Origin of the sequence: Pediococcus inopinatus, from assembly GCF_002982135.1 — a bacterium.
Taxonomy (GTDB): Bacteria; Bacillota; Bacilli; order Lactobacillales; family Lactobacillaceae; genus Pediococcus; species Pediococcus inopinatus.
This window is the reverse complement of the sequence record NZ_CP019981.1, coordinates 910,417-927,250: the sequence shown is the minus strand read 5'-3', so window position 1 is coordinate 927,250 and position 16,834 is coordinate 910,417. Positions and strand designations below refer to the sequence as shown.

Sequence of the window (16,834 nt, the reverse complement as noted above, 5' to 3'; positions counted from 1 at the left end):
CAGTTAAATTGAGTATGATAAAATAACTATAGCAAGAACTTAACGGAAAACGGAGGCTGGTTGCGGTGAAAGTTGGAATAGATCGAATTAGATTTTACACACCTAGATGGTATGTGGACATGGCGAAGTTGGCAAAAGCCCGTCATGAAGAACCTGGAAAGTATTTGATTGGGATTGGTCAGAGTAAACAGGCGGTTATTCCAAATACACAAGACGCGGTCACAATGGCGGCCAATGCTGCTGACCAAATTATTAATGACAATAACCGCGATCAGATTGATCTAGTTTTGTTTGGAACGGAGTCTGGTATCGACAATTCGAAATCTGCAGCAATCTATCTGCAGCATTTGTTGCAATTGCGCGCCGATATTCAAAGTGTAGAACTTAAACAAGCTTGCTATGCAATGACGGCGGGAATTCAGCTTGCTAAAGATCATGTCCTTGCACATCCAGCCAGTAAAGTTTTGGTCGTTGGTTCTGATATTGCGCGATACGGCTTGCATACGGCCGGTGAACCAACTCAGGGTGGCGGTGCGGTAGCCATGATCATTAGTGCAGATCCTAAAATTTTGGCAATCGAAGAGCCATCCGCCCATTACACGGCAGATATCATGGATTTTTGGCGGCCATTATATGCAACAGAGGCCGTAGTGGATGGTAAGTATTCTTCTCAAGAATACATCGATTTTTTTGATCGGACATTAACCGAATACCAAACTAAAACCAAATCTTCACTTGCCGATTTACAGGCAGTTATTTTTCATCTTCCTTACACAAAGATGGGATTAAAGGCCCTGAAATCTGTCTTAAATAGGACCGATGAACGGCATGCAAACCAACTATTAAGAGAATTTGAATATTCACGTATTTTTAGCCGTGAGGTTGGGAATCTATATACGGGTTCCTTATACTTAAGCTTACTTTCTCTCCTAGTTAATAGTGAGAACCTGAAAAGTGGACAAAAAATTGGCCTATTCAGTTATGGATCTGGAGCGGAAGGCGAGTTTTATGTGGCAACTCTTCAAACAAATTTTCAAACTGCAATTGAAAGTGGATCAATCAAAAAAGTGCTAGAAGATCGGGAAGAACTTTCAATTTCTGAGTATGAAACTATGTTTAATTCACAGATGCCTTTGACTGACGATAATTTTGTGACTAATGATAAATTGGATTCTGCTAAGTTTTATCTAGCGGGTCAAAAAGATCAGCAGCGTTTATATCGACGGCGAGAAGTTTAAAAAAACAAAAGGGACCGTGCATCGGATGGATGCGCGGCCCCTTTTAGTTAACTGATTATTTGAAATAGTTATAAGTAATGACACCATCTTTAGCTGTTAAGATTGGCTGATCTTCTTTGTTGGGATTCATCAATGAAACTGAATAGCCACTTCCTAAATTCTTTTTAATGGATAAGGAAAGTTTTTTAAAGTTTGTGACTACTTGATCGAAGTTAGCTTCTTTTGCATTAGCTGGTGTTTTTATTAAAGCCTTTAACGAGCTGACAAAATCTTTGTTAGTTGGTTTAACCCGATATTCCTTAGTTCCTTTAACGAAAGTAACTGTTCCTGTACCGTTGTAATTTTTTTGAAGAGAGGTAAGAATATTGTGGGCTTTAACAGACTGAGCCGCGTTTTTCTGCTTGTCTGAACCATCTGGAAAGGCATTTGTACCAGCACTTGAAAAGTCTTTGGAAGATTTGGAAACTAGCGCAGTAGAAGTATTATTTGTGGTGCTATTTGATTTAGAGTTATGCCAGAAAGGTAGGTTAATCCCACTATAGATAATGAGCCCAGCACAAACTAAAATAAGTAAAATTGGTGAAATTAAATTTTCGCCATTTTGAATGACCATTGAAAGTCTAAGAATGGATAAAATGAGTGCAAAAATTGCCATGATGAACAAAAATAACATAATTATTCCCCTTGTATGGATGTTTTCTTATATTATCGCGCAAAAAAACTGAAAGTACAATCGAGAAAATACGTTATGACGAAGGTTATAGATTGTATTATGAGTATTCTTATTGTTATTATATAGTTAAACTAATGATTGGCGGTGATTAAATGCTGTCTGAACTCAAGATTGGAATGTTGATAAAATGTGTGAATTGTGATGATTTAGATTATCCTTTTGTTGGCAAAATAATAAACATATTAAGCACTAAGCTCGTAGTTGAAATTTTACAAATTGATCGTCGTGACCGTTACAAAGCGACATTAATTCAGTATAATACGGTTGTAGAAGTAAAGGATTGTAAGCATGTTCAAATTGTCCGAGTAGAATTAGATGAGGAAAAGCAGCAGTGAAATGAAGGTTTAAATGATGAAAATTATTGTGGCACCAGATTCTTTTAAAAATAGTATGACGGCTAAACTGGCAACTAAACAGATTGTGGCTGGGTTGAAACAAGCCAAGCAGCAAATTGACATTGTGTCCTTGCCCATGGCAGATGGTGGGGAAGGCACAATGTCAGTGCTTATGGACCACTTGAAGGGAGAACTATATTCTCGTGAAGTTTTGGACGCAATAGGTCGTCCTATTCAAGCCCAATTTGGAATCACAAATAGTGGTGTGGCTGTGATTGATATGGCATCGGCGAGTGGAATTGAACATTTGAATAGTTCTGAGCTTAACCCATTTAGCGCCACAACTTATGGAACTGGGCAACTCATTAAAGCCTGTCTTACTTATCACCCCAAAAAGATTTATTTAGGGGTCGGCGGCAGTGCCACAAATGATGGTGGTGCAGGTGTTGCTATGGCACTTGGGTACCAGTTGTTGAACAAATTTGGAGAACCAATTCCTCTAGGAAATATCGGCTTGGGTGAACTTAAAACGATTGTGACACCTGAAAAAGACGTCCTATCAGTACCGGTAACTGTTTTAAATGATGTGGCGAATTCTCTTTTAGGTCCAGAGGGCGCAACTAATATATTTGGAACACAAAAAGGAGCTTCATCCGATGATAAAAAAATCCTTGAAGAAAATCTCCACCACTTTTCCTTAATAGTTCAGCAAGATTTGAATCTAGATTTTGCAGACGATTGGGGAACTGGTGGTGCAGGTGGTTTGAGCTATGGCTTGAAAACATTTTTTAGCGCACAGCTGACATCCGGTATTAAAACAATCTTGGAATTACTAGATTTCAAAAAAGATTGTGAAGACGCAGATTTTATAATTACCGGGGAAGGGTCATTTGATACGCAGTCAAAAAATGGAAAAGTTCCATTTGGAATTGCTGAAATGGCTTTGCAAATAAATCCTAAGTGTCAGGTAATTATTTTAGCAGGGAAAGTTTCCTCGAATTTAGGTGACTTACCTAAAAATATCACACTGGTTAAAAATATAAATGACGGTCAAAAGTTGGTTGATCAGACGTTAAGTAGGGGACCTGAAAACATTCGTCAGGCAAGTGAATGGTTAGCTAAAAACTTTCTCTTTTGTTCTAAATTAAATGGGCTTCAATAAAGATAGAAAAAACTAACTTTATTGAAGCCCATTATTTATTTTAATAAATTTGATCTCTGTATAAGCCAACGACGCGACCAAGAATACTGACGTTATCTAAAATAATTGGTGCCATCGTATCATTTTCAGGTTGTAAACGAATATGATCTGATTCTTTAAAGAATCGTTTGCAAGTGGCTTCATTTTCTTCAGTCATTGCAATCACAATGTCGCCATTATCTGCAGAAGTTTGTTTGCGCACAATTACTTGGTCACCATTTAGAATACCAGCCTGAATCATACTTTCACCACGGATATTTAGCATGAACAAGTCCCCGTCCTCATGCTCAAATTCTGGTGGTAAGGGAAAAAAGTCAGTGGCTTCTTCAACTGCTAAGATAGGTTCTCCGGCAGTGACAGTTCCTAATACTGGGATTTTGTTAGGTGTTACACTAACGCCCAGTTCTTCTAAACCAGCAGGTGTAATTTCTAAAGCCCGTGGTTTTGTAGGATCCTTTTGTAGAAGCCCTTTTTTTTGCAATCTTTCAATATGGCCATGTACAGTAGAAGTAGAGGATAAGGAAACAGCTTCGCCAATTTCTCGGACGGTCGGAGGATATCCTTTTTCGTTTACTTTATCATATATGAACCGAAGCACAGCAAATTGCTTGCTTTCAGATGTTTTTGACATTGTGAGCACCTCGCGTTTTCTTGCTTTCATTTTACCATATGTAAATTTAGTATTCAAACAAACGTTCGGGTTTGTTTTTTTGAAAAAAAGTCATTAACAGTGTAGAATTATGTATAAAGAAATCGGGAGTGATTAAATTGGCTAAATCAGATGAAGAATTTCAGAAGTTAATCAAACGGATTAATGAACTAGCACATAAAGCAAAAAGTGACGGATTAACAGATTTGGAAATTATTGAGCGAAAAGATCTGCGTCAAAGGTATTTAAAACGGTTTAGAGAAGGCTTTAAGAGCCAAGTTGAAATGATGCAGGTTTTTGACAAGAGCGGTAAGGAAGTTACACCCGAAAAGGTGAAAGAAGTTCAACGTAAAAAGGGTCTTCGTGATGATTAAAATTTATCATTTAGTTTTGTAATAATCATTTAATCTTTTCTTATTTAAATTTAATGATAGAATAAGAGGTACTGATAGATAAATCAGATCGACCTCTTTTATTTTACGAAGTTTTTGTGTACTATAGAGTAGTATACATAATTGATAGGAGGTTAGGACATTGTCAACAGGAATTTGGATTTTAATCGTCGTTATTGCGGTATTAGTCGGAGCAGTAGGTGGTTTCTTTGCTGCTCGTAAATATATGGAAAGCTATCTTAAGAATAATCCTCCAATCAATGAAGATATGTTACGAACTATGATGTTGCAAATGGGACAAAAACCATCACAAAAGAAGTTACATCAAATGATGACTTCTATGCAGAACCAATCTAAACATCAAAAATAGTTTTAGACAGATTTTATGAATGATAAAGGACAAAGATTATTTTTTGTCCTTTTTTTGTTGCCAAAAAATGGACAAATTATAGAAGATAGTAATATTAGGAGGAGTAACTCGTGTCAATCTTTCATAAATTAGCTTGGTTTTTTAAGATAGAAAAATGGAATTACCTTATTGGAGTCATCTTTCTCCTGCTTGTTGCTGTCTTAAACATTTTACCGCCTAAGATTATTGGTAATTTAGTGCAAGTAATTAGCACAAGAAAATTGAGTGCGTCAACGCTAGTTTTTTCGTTAATCATTTTGGCGACTGTTGGTATTCTCCAGTATCTTTTTCGGTTTGTTTGGCGTTCAAGAATATTTGGTGGGGCAGCTCGCCTTGAAAAAACATTACGAAGTCGCCTTTTTACCCACTACATGCAGATGGACCAAACCTTCTATCAAGAACATCGAACTGGTGATTTAATGGCTCATGCTACGAATGATTTGCAGGCGATTCAACAGGTTGCGGGTTCTGGAATTCTTTCGTTTGCCGATTCAATTATTACAGGGATTACAACAATTATTGCCATGATGGCCCTTGTTGACTGGCGATTGACACTTCTGGCAATGATTCCGTTCCCAATTCTTGCGGTAACTGCTGGTTATTTGGGGACTAAAATTCATATTGCCTTTCGAAAATCACAAGCGGCATTTTCTAAGCTAAATAATAAAGCGCAGGAAAGTATTATGGGGATCAAAGTCATCAAATCCCTTGGACAAGATAAAGAAGATACAGTTGATTTTGAAAAACTAATTGATCAGACCATAAAAATTAATCGAAAAGTAAATGCTTTGGATGCTCTGTTTAACCCGATGACCACAATTTTGATTGGAATTTCTTACATGATTACCCTTGTTGTTGGGGGATCGTTTGTTGTGCATAATGTAATCAATATTGGACAACTAGTTTCGTTTATTTCTTATATTACAATGTTAATTTGGCCAATGTTTGCGATTGGAAATCTATTTAACATTATGGAACGTGGTAATGCTAGTTACGACCGGGTTAATTTGTTACTCCACGCCAAATCCAGCATTATTGACGATAAACACGCTGTGAAGAAACGGGCGACTGGCGATTTAGATTTTGCAATTCAATCCTTTACTTATCCGGGTGATGAAAAAAGTAGTTTGGATAACGTTAATTTTAAATTATCTGCAGGAAATACCATTGGGTTGGTTGGAAAAGTTGGAACTGGAAAATCAACAATTATGAAGCTTGTTTTGCGTGAATTTGATGAGTATAAAGGTGCGATAACTGTCGGTGGAATTAATATTAAGGATTATGCGTTGAATTCATATTTGCCTTCACTTGGTTACGTTCCAGAAGAAAGTTTTCTATTCTCTGACACAATTAAAAACAACATTAAATTTGGGGACTTTTCTGCAACCGATGAAGAAGTAGAAGAAGCTGCAAAAAAAAGTGATCTGTATGAAGATATTTTAGAGCAACCTGCTCAATTTGATACTGAGGTTGGCGAACAAGGCGTTTCCTTATCTGGTGGTCAGCGGCAGCGGCTTGCTATTGCACGGGCGCTCATTATCAACCCGGAAGTACTTCTTTTAGATGATGCACTCTCCGCAGTTGATGGTGAAACAGAACATGAGATTCTACAGGAATTGCGCCAAGAACGGAAAGGAAAAACGACCATTATTGCTGCTCACCGATTGAGCAGTGTCATGAATGCAAATGAAATCCTGGTCCTGGATGATGGCAAAATTATTCAGCGAGGAACGCATGAACAATTATTGGCACAAGATGGTTGGTATCAAGATATGTTCCATAGGCAGCAAATGGAAACCAAAATTGCGAAGGAGGGTGAACTAGATGCAGAATAAAAAAGAATCAATTTGGTCGCATACTATGACCGTTAAAGAGCAATTTCACACAATTAAACGGATGCTACCGTTTACGAAACCTTTTTGGAAACAATTTGTGGTTGCCATTATCTTTGCAGGAATTGTGAGTGTAATCAATATTTTGCTTCCAAGATTGATTCAATACTATATGGATCATTTCTTGGTTCATAGTTCAACGCCGCTTTCCATAATGTTCTTGTTTGCCGGCTTGTATTTTATGGGCGCAATTTTGCAGGCTATTTTTCAGTTTGGTCAAACCTTTTTGTACGCCATGGGAGCCGAAAGGACATTAGAAAGAGTGCGTGTCCTGCTATTTAGAAAGTTGCATAAATTAGGTATGAGTTATTTTGATGCAACGCCGGCAGGCTCAATTGTTTCTAGGGTTACAAACGATACGATGAGTTTGCAGGACTTTTGGACTTTATTTTTGACTCTTATTGTGGGAGTTTTCGGAATGGCATCTGCCCTAGTGGCGATGTTTACAACCAATGTCAAAATTACCTGGGCAACATTAGTATTACTGCCATTTTTGGTTTTCATAATTTGGTTCTACCAAAAATATAGTTCAACGGTATACAGAAGAATGCGGGAAAACTTGAGTCAGTTAAATACAAAAATTAGTGAATCATTAGTTGGAATTGGTGTTATTCAACAATTTCGGCAGGAGAAAAGGATTGAAACGGAATTTGAAAAAACCAATAATGATTATCTGTTTGCTAGGTTTTCGATGATTCGGATGAATTCTTTATTACTAAATCCTATCATTAATTTAATGTATGCCCTTGGTGTCGTTATTGCCTTAGGACTGTTTGGAATTAATGCGTTTAAGGAACCAGTAGCTGCGGGGGTTATCTATGCGTTTGTAAGTTATATTGACAGCTTTTATAATCCAATGTCTTCAATGATGGATTATCTATCGACTTTTCAGGATGGTCTTGTAGCAAGTACCCGAATTTTGCGGATTTTTGATAATGAAAATTATCAGCCTAAGCAAAATGAAAAGTCGAATCTTGAAATTACAGAAGGAAAAATTGAATTTAAACACGTTACTTTTTCATATGACGGTAAAAATAATGTTTTGAATGACATTAATTTTACGGTTAATCCAGGAGAAACAGTTGCGTTAGTTGGATCGACTGGTAGTGGCAAGAGTTCCACAATCAATTTATTAATGCGATTTTATGAATTTCAGTCTGGACAGATTTTGGTTGATGGCCATGATATTCGTGAGTATCCGGCAGCAGAATTGCGCAAGAAGATTGGGTTAGTTTTACAAGAACCATTTTTATTCTATGGAGACATTGCTTCTAATATTCGTATGTATAATGACGAGATTACCGATGATGATATTCGCCGTGCTGCACAATTTGTTCAAGCAGATCATTTCATTGAAGAATTACCAAACGGATACCATAACAAAGTGATTGAACGAGGAGCGGAATACTCTGGTGGTCAGCGTCAATTAATCTCATTTGCCCGTACGGTAGTTGGTGATCCGAAAGTTTTAATCTTGGATGAAGCAACTGCCCATATTGATACTGAAACAGAAGACATGATCCAAGGCAGTTTGAGAAAAATGAGTCAGAGCCGAACGTCACTTGTGATTGCTCATCGTCTTTCAACAATTCAGGATGCTAATCAAATTTTAGTGTTGAAACATGGACGAATTATTGAACGGGGAACGCATGATGAATTACTTGCTAAGCATGGCATGTACTTTGACATGTATCAGTTACAAGGAAATACCAAGACAGTACCTTCATAAAAAAAGCTGAAAACTAGCATTGCTAGTTTTCGGCTTTATTTTTTTGAAATATCGATATAATGGAAGTTAGGGTCAACTTCTTTGTCTAAATGATCAAAGGCGCTTTGTAATTGCTGGTCAAGTGCATCTCTACCAGCATCGTCCATTCGTTGTTTACGATCAATTAAAATCGGTTCACCAAACGCAACGGTAATTTTTTTTCGAGAAAAAAGTGCTTTAAAAGATAATGGTCCCTGATACACAGTTGGGATAAGTGGCACATTTGCCATTTTTGCGATGACAACAGCGCCTCCTTTTAAATGTTGGGAATGACGCGAACCAGAGGGAAAAATAATGGTTGAAAGTTCTCCTTGACGCAAAATTTTTACTGGTGTTTTAATAGCAGAAGGACCCGGATTTTTCCGATTTACAGAAAAAGCGTAACATTTAACCAAAATCCAACGAATAATTGGATTCTTGAATAGTTCTTCTTTAGCCATGAACGAAAACTTCTTAGGGCTAGCCGCTAATGCAAATAGAATTGGATCAAACCAAGTGCGGTGAGGACCAACTAAGATGTACGAACCTTTTGGAAGATTCTTTCGGTTTAAGTAACGAGGACGACCATTGATAATGTATAATAATATTCGGATTAAAATTCTTAAAAATGAATAAAGCACTGTACGATTCTCCTATCATGCTAATTTATAAGTTTAGTATGACCAAAAAAAGAGATTGTTGCAAGTGATGATGAAGGGGAAAAATGAAAGAATCTGTAAAAATATATAATAATGAAAGAATTGACCAACTTTATAGTCAAGATATTAAAATTATTCAAAGCCCAGACGTCTTTTCCTTTTCATTAGATGCTGTTCTTTTAGCGGATTTTGCAAATCTAAAAATATCTTCAAAAATTAAAATTATGGATTTATGTGCTGGAAATGGGGCTGTTGGGCTTTTTGCCAGTCAAAAAACAAAGGGCCAAATCTTTCAAATTGAATTGCAAGAGAGGCTTGCTGATATGGGCCAACGGAGTATTCAACTAAATGGTCTGCAAAACCAGGTTCATATGGTTAACCTGGATTTAGCAAATACGTTTAATAAATTTGAAAAAGATTCGTTTGATTATGTGCTTTGCAATCCGCCATATTTCAAAGACCAAACAACGAGTAAAAAAAATCCGAACCCCTATTTAGCAATAGCGCGGCATGAGATCAAAACATCACTGGACCAAGTTTTAGAAGTGGCCTCTGGATTGCTAAAAATGAACGGAAAATTATACCTCGTGCATCGACCGGAACGGTTTTCAGAGATTTTGTCAGTCATGACAAGATATCGGTTAGCACCAAAAAAAGTTCGGCTAGTTTATCCACGGAAAAATGGAGAGGCTAATATGGTTTTAATTGAAGCAATAAAAGATGGTCGAGCAGGCGGTATGCGATTTGTGGAACCATTGTATACTTATGAAGGGAAAGAATACTCAACAGAAGTGAAGGGATTGCTTTATGGTGGAGAAAAAGCGTGAGTTCTTCTTTTATGTACTTTTTTGCGCAGATGGTACGTTATATGGTGGTTTTACAGTAGATTTGGCACAACGGGTTGCTACACATAATGCAGGAAAAGGTGCCAAATATACACGTGTCAAGAGTAGGCGACCTGTACGACTGATTTATTCTGAAAGCTATGAAAAAAAACACGATGCGTTAAGTGCTGAATATCACTTTAAGCATCAAACTAGGGCAGCAAAAATTGTCTTTTTGAAATTGCATGATGTGCAACTTCCAAAAATGTGAAAGTCTTTTCATGATTTTGTTTTCAGTGTTATACTAAAGTCACATTTGTTAAGGAGGAATTTTTGTAATGAAAATTATTGCTTATGGTATTCGTGATGATGAAAAACCATATTTAGATGAATGGGTTAAAGATAATAGTGTTGAGGTTAAGGCTGTTGCCGAACTTTTGACTGAAGACAATATTGACCTAGCTAAAGGTTATGACGGGGTTGTTGCTTATCAGCAAAAACCTTATACTGACGGCATCTTTAAGAAGATGGATGAATTTGGAATCCACGCATTCTCCTTACGAAATGTTGGCGTTGACAACGTTCCAGTTGAATCCGTTAAGAAATACAATATTAAGGTTTCTAACGTTCCTGCATATTCACCAAGTGCAATTGCCGAATTATCAGTCACTGCATTGATGGCTTTGTTACGCCGGTTACCACGCTTTGAAAACAAAATGGCTAAAGGCGATTTCCGTTGGGCACCAGATATTGCTCAAGAACTTAACGAATTAACCGTTGGTGTTGTTGGTACTGGTCGTATCGGTCGTGCAGCAATGGATATTTTCAAGGGCTTTGGAGCCAAGGTAATTGGTTATGATGTTTTCCGCAATCCTGAATTGGAAAAAGAAGGCATTTACGTAGATAGTTTGGACGACATCTACAAACAAGCAGACGTAATTACTTTGCATATGCCTGCTTTGAAGGACAACTATCACATGTTAAATGACGATGCTTTTGGCAAGATGAAAGATGGCGTCTACATTCTCAATTATGCTCGTGGCACACTCATCGATACAGATGCATTGATTCGGGCTCTCGACAACGGAAAAGTTGCTGGTGCCGGACTTGATACTTACGAAAATGAAGTTGGAATTTTTGATGTTGATCATAAGGGTGAAAAGATTAATGATGATGCATTCAACAATCTTTATGCTCGTGACAACGTTTTAATTACACCACATGCAGCTTTCTATACAACCAAAGCTGTTAAGAACATGGTTCAAATTTCATTAAATAATAACAAGAGCTTTATCGAAAATGGCAAAGCTGATAATGAAGTTAGCTTTGATTAATTTAGATAGCGATTAGATGAAGAGGATTTACACAGTCGTGTAAATCCTTTTTTTGTTATTTTTTAACAATTATTTATACAGAAACAGAATTTCTAAAGTAATACTTGCAGTGTGACAATATTTTCGGTATACTTATTGCTGGTGTTAAACCAAATTCACACCCAATCGGATGACTTGACCAGTGCTCATTGAGTTCTCAAGTCGCTTGAAAGTTGGGAAGGAAAAACTATTGGAGGTATTTTTATTATGGCAGTAATTTCTATGAAACAATTGCTCGAATCTGGAGTTCATTTTGGTCACCAAACACGTCGTTGGAATCCAAAAATGAAACCATACATTTTTACAGAACGTAACGGTATTTACATCATTGACTTACAAAAAACAGTCAAGATGATTGATTCTGCTTACAATTTTGTAAAAGATATTGCAGCTGATAATGGTGTTGTTTTGTTTGTGGGAACAAAGAAACAAGCACAAACTGCAATTGAAGAAGAAGCAACTCGTGCAGGCCAGTTTTATGTTAACCATCGTTGGTTAGGTGGAACTTTGACTAACTGGAACACAATCCAAACACGTATCAAACGTCTTAAAGATCTTAAAAAGATGAATGAAGACGGTACTTTCGAACGTTTGCCAAAGAAGGAAGTTTCACTTCTTAACAAACAAAAAGACAAGTTGGAGAAGTTCTTAGGTGGTATTGAAGATATGCCACATCTTCCAGATGCTATGTTTATCGTTGATCCTCGTAAGGAACAAATCGCGGTAAAAGAAGCTCGTAAGTTGAACATTCCAATTATTGCTATGGTTGATACGAATACAGATCCTGACCAAATTGATGTTATTATTCCATCAAATGATGATGCTATTCGTGCCGTTCGTTTGATTACTTCAAAAATGGCTGATGCTGTTATCGAAGGACGTCAAGGCGAAGACCAAGATGTTGCTGACCAATCAGCAGCTGAAAGCGCAGCACCTGCTAAAGAAAGTGCTGCTTCTAGCGAAGTTTCTGCAGATTCTCTTGAAAGTCTCAAGAAAACTGTTGAAGGCGGAGCAGATTCTGCAAAATAGTTTTTGTTTTAGGCTGTCGTAAGTCTCGACCTTTTTGGCCTGAGATTGAGATGGCCTTTTTAATGAAATTCTGAATTTTTTAAGGAGGACATAATTATGGCAAGTATTTCTGCATCACAAGTTAAGGAATTACGTGATAAAATCGGCGTTGGTATGATGGATGCAAAAAAGGCATTAGTTGCAACCGATGGTGACATGGATAAGGCAATCGACTTTCTTCGTGAAAAAGGTATTGCAAAGGCTGAAAAGAAAAGTAGTCGTGTGGCTGCTGAAGGCTTAGCAGACGTTGAAATTCATGACGATCAGGCCGCAATTGCTGAAGTTAATTCAGAAACTGACTTTGTTGCTTCTAATGATCAATTTATCGATTTAGTAAAGGGCGTTACCGCACAGTTGGCATTGAGTGCCCCTAAAACAGTTGAAGAAGCCTTGGCTCTCAAAACTACTAAGGGAACTGTCAACGATGACATTATCGAAACAACCCAAACGACTGGCGAAAAAATTACCCTTCGTCGTTTTGATACGATCAAGAAGACTGATGATGAGCATTTTGGTGCATATTTACACATGGGCGGCAAGATTGCTACGTTAGTAGTTTTAGAAGGCGCCGATGATGATACAGCTAAAGATATTGCTATGCATGTAGCTGCTATTAATCCTAAATACGTCAATCGTGATCAAGTTCCTTCAGAGGTTTTGGATCACGAACGTGAAGTTTTATCTAAAGAAGCTGAAGAAGAAGGCAAACCTGCAAAGATTATCGCTAAGATGGTTGAAGGTCGTCTTAATAAATTCTTAGCTGAAATTAGTTTAGATGATCAAGACTTTGTTAAGGATCCTGACCAAACTGTTGCAAAATATGTTGCTTCAAAAGGTGGAAAAGTGAAAACATTTATCCGCTATGAAGTTGGCGAAGGTATTGAAAAGAAAACAGTCGATTTTGCTGAAGAAGTAAAAAAGGAAATCGGTGACTAATTTAATATTTTCAAAATTGAGGTGCATCGTGTAGACGGTGCACTTTTTTTATCAAAATAGGTATAAAATTAAACATAATTTTGGTTACTGGAAAATTATGTCTAAAGTTTATGAAGTAATTAAACATCCATTCTTTTTATGAATTCTTATTCGTTTAATTACTGGATAGATGGCTCTTCACCCCTATTTTATGATAAACTAGAACGGAAGAAGTACGAGGAAAACCAATTTGACTAGCCGGTTCAATGTTGCTGGAAAAATGGTCACCCGTAATAAAAATGAAGATCTATGAAACACTGTTCATTATAATTCGAGGAGGAAACACCATGACAAAAGTTAAATATAAACGGGTAATCATGAAGCTTAGCGGTGAAGCACTTGCAGGAGATAAAGGATCAGGAATTAATCCGCCTGTTATCAAAACAGTAGCTGAGGAATTAAAAGAAGTGCATGATATGGGTGTTCAAATTGCCATTGTTTGTGGTGGTGGTAACATGTGGCGTGGCGAAACTGGTGAGCAAATGGGCATGCAGCGTGTCCAGGCTGATTATATTGGTATGTTGGCGACAGTTATGAATGCTCTAGCTTTGCAAGACAGCCTTGAATCAATAGGGGTTCCAACACGCGTTCAAACAGCGATTGAAATGCGTCAGATTGCAGAACCTTACATTCGTCGTAAAGCTGTTCGGCATCTTGAGAAAAACAGAATTGTGATTTTTGCAGCTGGAACAGGCAGTCCATACTTTTCGACAGATACAACAGCCGCTTTACGTGGTGCCGAAATTGATGCAGATGCAATCTTGATGGCTAAAAACGGTGTTGATGGAATTTATTCGGCTGATCCTAATATCGATTCCTCGGCAGTTAAGTATGAAGAATTAACGCATTTGGATATTATTGACAAGGGCTTGAAGGTTATGGATACAACGGCGAGCTCATTGTCTATGGAAAATAATATTCCACTCGTCGTTTTCAATTTGAATCAACCGGGTAATATTAAAAAAGTTGTTGAAGGGCAAAACATCGGAACTACAGTGAGGGGAAAATAAAATGGCAGCTGAAAATACAATTATAAAAAAAGCACAGGATCGAATGGAAAAAGCAGAACAGTCACTGGGACATGAGCTAGGAAATATTCGTGCGGGTCGGGCAAACGCCAGCTTATTAGATCGAATTATGGTTGATTACTATGGATCACCTACACCAATCAATCAAATGGCATCGATCACAATTCCAGAAGCTCGTGTTATTATGGTCACCCCATACGATAAAACGGCTTTGAAAAATTTGGAACAAGCCATTATGATTTCTGATTTGGGTATCAACCCTTCTAATGATGGGAGTGCTATTCGGTTAGTTATTCCTCAACTTACAGAGGAACGTCGAAAAGAATTAGCGAAAGATGTAAAAGCTGAAGGAGAACGTGCGAAAGTAGCTGTTCGAAATGTTCGTCGCGATGCCATGGATGAGCTTAAGAAGGGCGAAAAGGCCAACACTTATACTGAAGATGAACTTCATGATTTAGAAACACAAACTCAAAAAGTTACAGATAAGGCTATCAAATCAATTGATGAAATTGTGGCTAGCAAGGAAAAAGAGATTTTATCTGAATAAAAATGTTCGTGAATATATTTAAAACGCAAAGAGCCTGATAATCAGTGCTGTTTACGTTTTTTTTATTCAAGTAAGCGATGATTTGCACGATACTTATATTTTATTGCGAATTTTTATTTACTAGAATATCAACTTTACGAGTTTTCTGCTAAAATAGAGTTTATGTATGTATATAAATTGGAGTGATAATGTGTTTTCAAAATCTGATAAAACTAATCGTACAGAGTTAGATACAGCCAAGCAGCTGAATGAGCACATTCCTGAACACGTTGCTATTATTATGGATGGCAACGGAAGATGGGCCCAGAAGCGACATTTACCAAGAGTTGCTGGTCATCGTGAAGGAATGAACACTGTAAAAAAAATCACAATGAGTGCTAACAATTTAGGTGTTAAAGTCTTAACTTTATATGCTTTTTCAACGGAAAATTGGAAACGTCCCTCAAGTGAAGTAAACTTTTTAATGCGCCTGCCGGGTGATTTTTTTGATACATTTGTGCCAGATCTTATCAAAGCTAATGTACGGGTTAATGTGATGGGGTATATTGATCAATTGCCTGATTACACTCAGAAGGCTGTAAAAAATGCAATTGCCAACACTGCACAATGCACTGGCATGGTTTTAAACTTCGCGTTGAATTATGGTGGACGTGCAGAGTTAGTAACGGCGGTCAGAAAAATTGCACAGCAAGTTTCAGATCATAAACTGAATTCGGATGAGATCACCGATGAAACGATTGACGAAAACTTAATGACTGCTTCGCTGAAACCCAATGCGGATCCGGATTTATTAATTCGCACAAGTGGGGAAGAACGGATATCTAATTTTTTGCTTTGGCAAATTGCCTATAGTGAATTAGTGTTTACGGATGTCCTTTGGCCAGATTTTTCTGATCAGACACTTAAAGATTGTATTTACCAATACCAACAAAGAAACCGTCGTTTTGGCGGCCTAAAATAAGGGAGTTTGAATTATGAAACAACGAGTTACAACAGCTGTTATTGCATTGATTATCTTCATTCCAGTGATTGTCTATGGAAAATGGTTAATTGATATTGCCGGAATTGTGCTTGGACTGATCGCTGTGAACGAAGTCTTGATGATGAAAAAGTTACTTTTGGTTTCGCCGGAAGCAATTATTGCAGATATTGGTGTCTTTTCACTCATTGCACCACTATCCTGGTTTGGTTGGTTGCCACCCCAAATTGATCAAACTTTTATTTTCTTTTTGTGCGTCCTTGGGCTTCTGATTAGAACTGTATTCAGTCGTAATCGCTTTTCTTTCGATGACGCTGGTGCAATCACTCTTGCAGTCGCGTACATAGGATTTGGATTTAATTATTTCATTGCTGCAAGAGGTGTGGGGCTTTCAATGCTGCTATACATTCTGTTTGTGATTTGGTCTACAGATAGTGGCGCATATATGCTTGGCAAACGGTTTGGAAAGCATAAGTTAGCACCTGCAATTAGTCCCAACAAAACTTGGGAAGGTTCCATTGGTGGTACAATCGTTGCCACGGTCATTGGGACAATTTTCTTGGCCTTTTTCCCAACCCAATATAATTTCATTGTGATGATCTTGTTGACATTAATCTTTTCAATCACAGGTCAATTCGGTGATTTAATTGAATCGGCTCTGAAACGATACTTCTCAGTAAAAGATTCTGGAAATATCCTTCCCGGTCATGGTGGTATTTTTGACCGGTTTGACAGTATGTTGTTAGTTTTACCTATTGTCCATCTTTTTGGATTAATCTAATTAA

19 protein-coding genes are annotated in these 16,834 nt (G+C 37.4%); 16 read left to right on the top strand and 3 right to left on the bottom strand.

What is annotated here, in order from left to right; all coding sequences use genetic code 11:
- Positions 1-65: 65 nt before the first annotated feature.
- Entirely contained in the window at positions 66-1,238 is a 1,173-nt protein-coding gene (locus PI20285_RS04685) for a hydroxymethylglutaryl-CoA synthase (RefSeq protein ID WP_057772005.1), read from the top strand.
- 55 nt (positions 1,239-1,293) lie between these two features.
- Here PI20285_RS04685 and PI20285_RS04680 read toward each other — a convergent pair whose 3' ends face one another.
- On the bottom strand, positions 1,294-1,911 hold the full coding sequence (locus tag PI20285_RS04680; protein WP_057772007.1) for a hypothetical protein: 618 nt from the start codon (positions 1,909-1,911) through the stop codon (positions 1,294-1,296).
- Positions 1,912-2,102: 191 nt separating this feature from the next.
- Between PI20285_RS04680 and PI20285_RS04675 the strand changes: the two genes are divergently transcribed.
- The gene (locus PI20285_RS04675) at positions 2,103-2,306 is read left to right on the top strand and encodes a hypothetical protein (RefSeq protein ID WP_156406503.1); all 204 of its coding nucleotides are present in this window, start codon (positions 2,103-2,105) and stop codon (positions 2,304-2,306) included.
- A 13-nt stretch (positions 2,307-2,319) separates the two neighbouring features.
- Positions 2,320-3,468 (top strand): glycerate kinase, encoded by a 1,149-nt coding sequence (locus PI20285_RS04670; protein WP_082623216.1) that lies wholly within the window; start codon positions 2,320-2,322, stop codon positions 3,466-3,468.
- Between the two features lie 40 nt (positions 3,469-3,508).
- Here the strand turns inward: PI20285_RS04670 and lexA are convergent, their stop codons facing one another.
- Complete coding sequence (gene lexA, locus PI20285_RS04665) at positions 3,509-4,138, bottom strand: transcriptional repressor LexA (RefSeq protein WP_057772012.1); 630 nt, start codon at positions 4,136-4,138, stop codon at positions 3,509-3,511.
- Between the two features lie 137 nt (positions 4,139-4,275).
- Here lexA and PI20285_RS04660 point away from each other — a divergent pair, with 137 nt between their 5' ends.
- From PI20285_RS04660 to PI20285_RS04645, 4 genes are all read left to right on the top strand, one after another.
- Positions 4,276-4,530 (top strand): DUF896 domain-containing protein, encoded by a 255-nt coding sequence (locus tag PI20285_RS04660; protein ID WP_057772013.1) that lies wholly within the window; start codon positions 4,276-4,278, stop codon positions 4,528-4,530.
- A gap of 160 nt (positions 4,531-4,690) precedes the next feature.
- The gene (locus tag PI20285_RS04655; RefSeq protein ID WP_057772016.1) at positions 4,691-4,918 is read left to right on the top strand and encodes a YneF family protein; all 228 of its coding nucleotides are present in this window, start codon (positions 4,691-4,693) and stop codon (positions 4,916-4,918) included.
- Between the two features lie 110 nt (positions 4,919-5,028).
- Complete coding sequence (locus tag PI20285_RS04650; protein ID WP_057772017.1) at positions 5,029-6,792, top strand: ABC transporter ATP-binding protein; 1,764 nt, start codon at positions 5,029-5,031, stop codon at positions 6,790-6,792.
- Entirely contained in the window at positions 6,782-8,578 is a 1,797-nt protein-coding gene (locus tag PI20285_RS04645) for an ABC transporter ATP-binding protein (protein WP_057772019.1), read from the top strand. Before PI20285_RS04650 ends, PI20285_RS04645 begins: the two co-directional genes overlap by 11 nt.
- Before the next feature lie 35 nt (positions 8,579-8,613).
- Here PI20285_RS04645 and PI20285_RS04640 read toward each other — a convergent pair whose 3' ends face one another.
- Entirely contained in the window at positions 8,614-9,237 is a 624-nt protein-coding gene (locus tag PI20285_RS04640; RefSeq protein ID WP_057772021.1) for a lysophospholipid acyltransferase family protein, read from the bottom strand.
- Between the two features lie 83 nt (positions 9,238-9,320).
- On the opposite strand from PI20285_RS04640, the gene PI20285_RS04635 reads away from it, so the two are divergent.
- The 9 genes from PI20285_RS04635 (at position 9,321) to PI20285_RS04595 (ending at position 16,830) form a co-directional block, all read left to right on the top strand.
- Positions 9,321-10,082: a tRNA1(Val) (adenine(37)-N6)-methyltransferase gene (locus tag PI20285_RS04635; RefSeq protein WP_057772022.1), complete on the top strand. Its 762-nt coding sequence runs from the start codon at positions 9,321-9,323 to the stop codon at positions 10,080-10,082.
- Positions 10,063-10,350 carry a GIY-YIG nuclease family protein gene (locus tag PI20285_RS04630; RefSeq protein ID WP_057772024.1) on the top strand — a complete coding sequence of 96 codons (288 nt, stop codon included), beginning with the start codon at positions 10,063-10,065 and terminating at the stop codon, positions 10,348-10,350. Before PI20285_RS04635 ends, PI20285_RS04630 begins: the two co-directional genes overlap by 20 nt.
- 67 nt (positions 10,351-10,417) lie before the next feature.
- Entirely contained in the window at positions 10,418-11,413 is a 996-nt protein-coding gene (locus PI20285_RS04625) for a D-2-hydroxyacid dehydrogenase (RefSeq protein WP_057772026.1), read from the top strand.
- Between the two features lie 246 nt (positions 11,414-11,659).
- On the top strand, positions 11,660-12,481 hold the full coding sequence (gene rpsB, locus PI20285_RS04620; RefSeq protein ID WP_057772028.1) for a 30S ribosomal protein S2: 822 nt from the start codon (positions 11,660-11,662) through the stop codon (positions 12,479-12,481).
- 96 nt (positions 12,482-12,577) lie between these two features.
- On the top strand, positions 12,578-13,456 hold the full coding sequence (gene tsf / locus PI20285_RS04615) for a translation elongation factor Ts (RefSeq protein WP_057772030.1): 879 nt from the start codon (positions 12,578-12,580) through the stop codon (positions 13,454-13,456).
- 326 nt (positions 13,457-13,782) lie between these two features.
- Entirely contained in the window at positions 13,783-14,505 is a 723-nt protein-coding gene (gene pyrH / locus PI20285_RS04610) for a UMP kinase (RefSeq protein WP_057772032.1), read from the top strand.
- Position 14,506: 1 nt separating this feature from the next.
- Positions 14,507-15,070 carry a ribosome recycling factor gene (frr, locus tag PI20285_RS04605; protein ID WP_057772033.1) on the top strand — a complete coding sequence of 188 codons (564 nt, stop codon included), beginning with the start codon at positions 14,507-14,509 and terminating at the stop codon, positions 15,068-15,070.
- Positions 15,071-15,236: 166 nt separating this feature from the next.
- Positions 15,237-16,031 carry an undecaprenyl pyrophosphate synthase gene (locus tag PI20285_RS04600; RefSeq protein ID WP_082623217.1) on the top strand — a complete coding sequence of 265 codons (795 nt, stop codon included), beginning with the start codon at positions 15,237-15,239 and terminating at the stop codon, positions 16,029-16,031.
- Between the two features lie 13 nt (positions 16,032-16,044).
- Complete coding sequence (locus PI20285_RS04595) at positions 16,045-16,830, top strand: phosphatidate cytidylyltransferase (RefSeq protein WP_057772035.1); 786 nt, start codon at positions 16,045-16,047, stop codon at positions 16,828-16,830.
- The last annotated feature ends 4 nt before the right edge of the window (positions 16,831-16,834 follow it).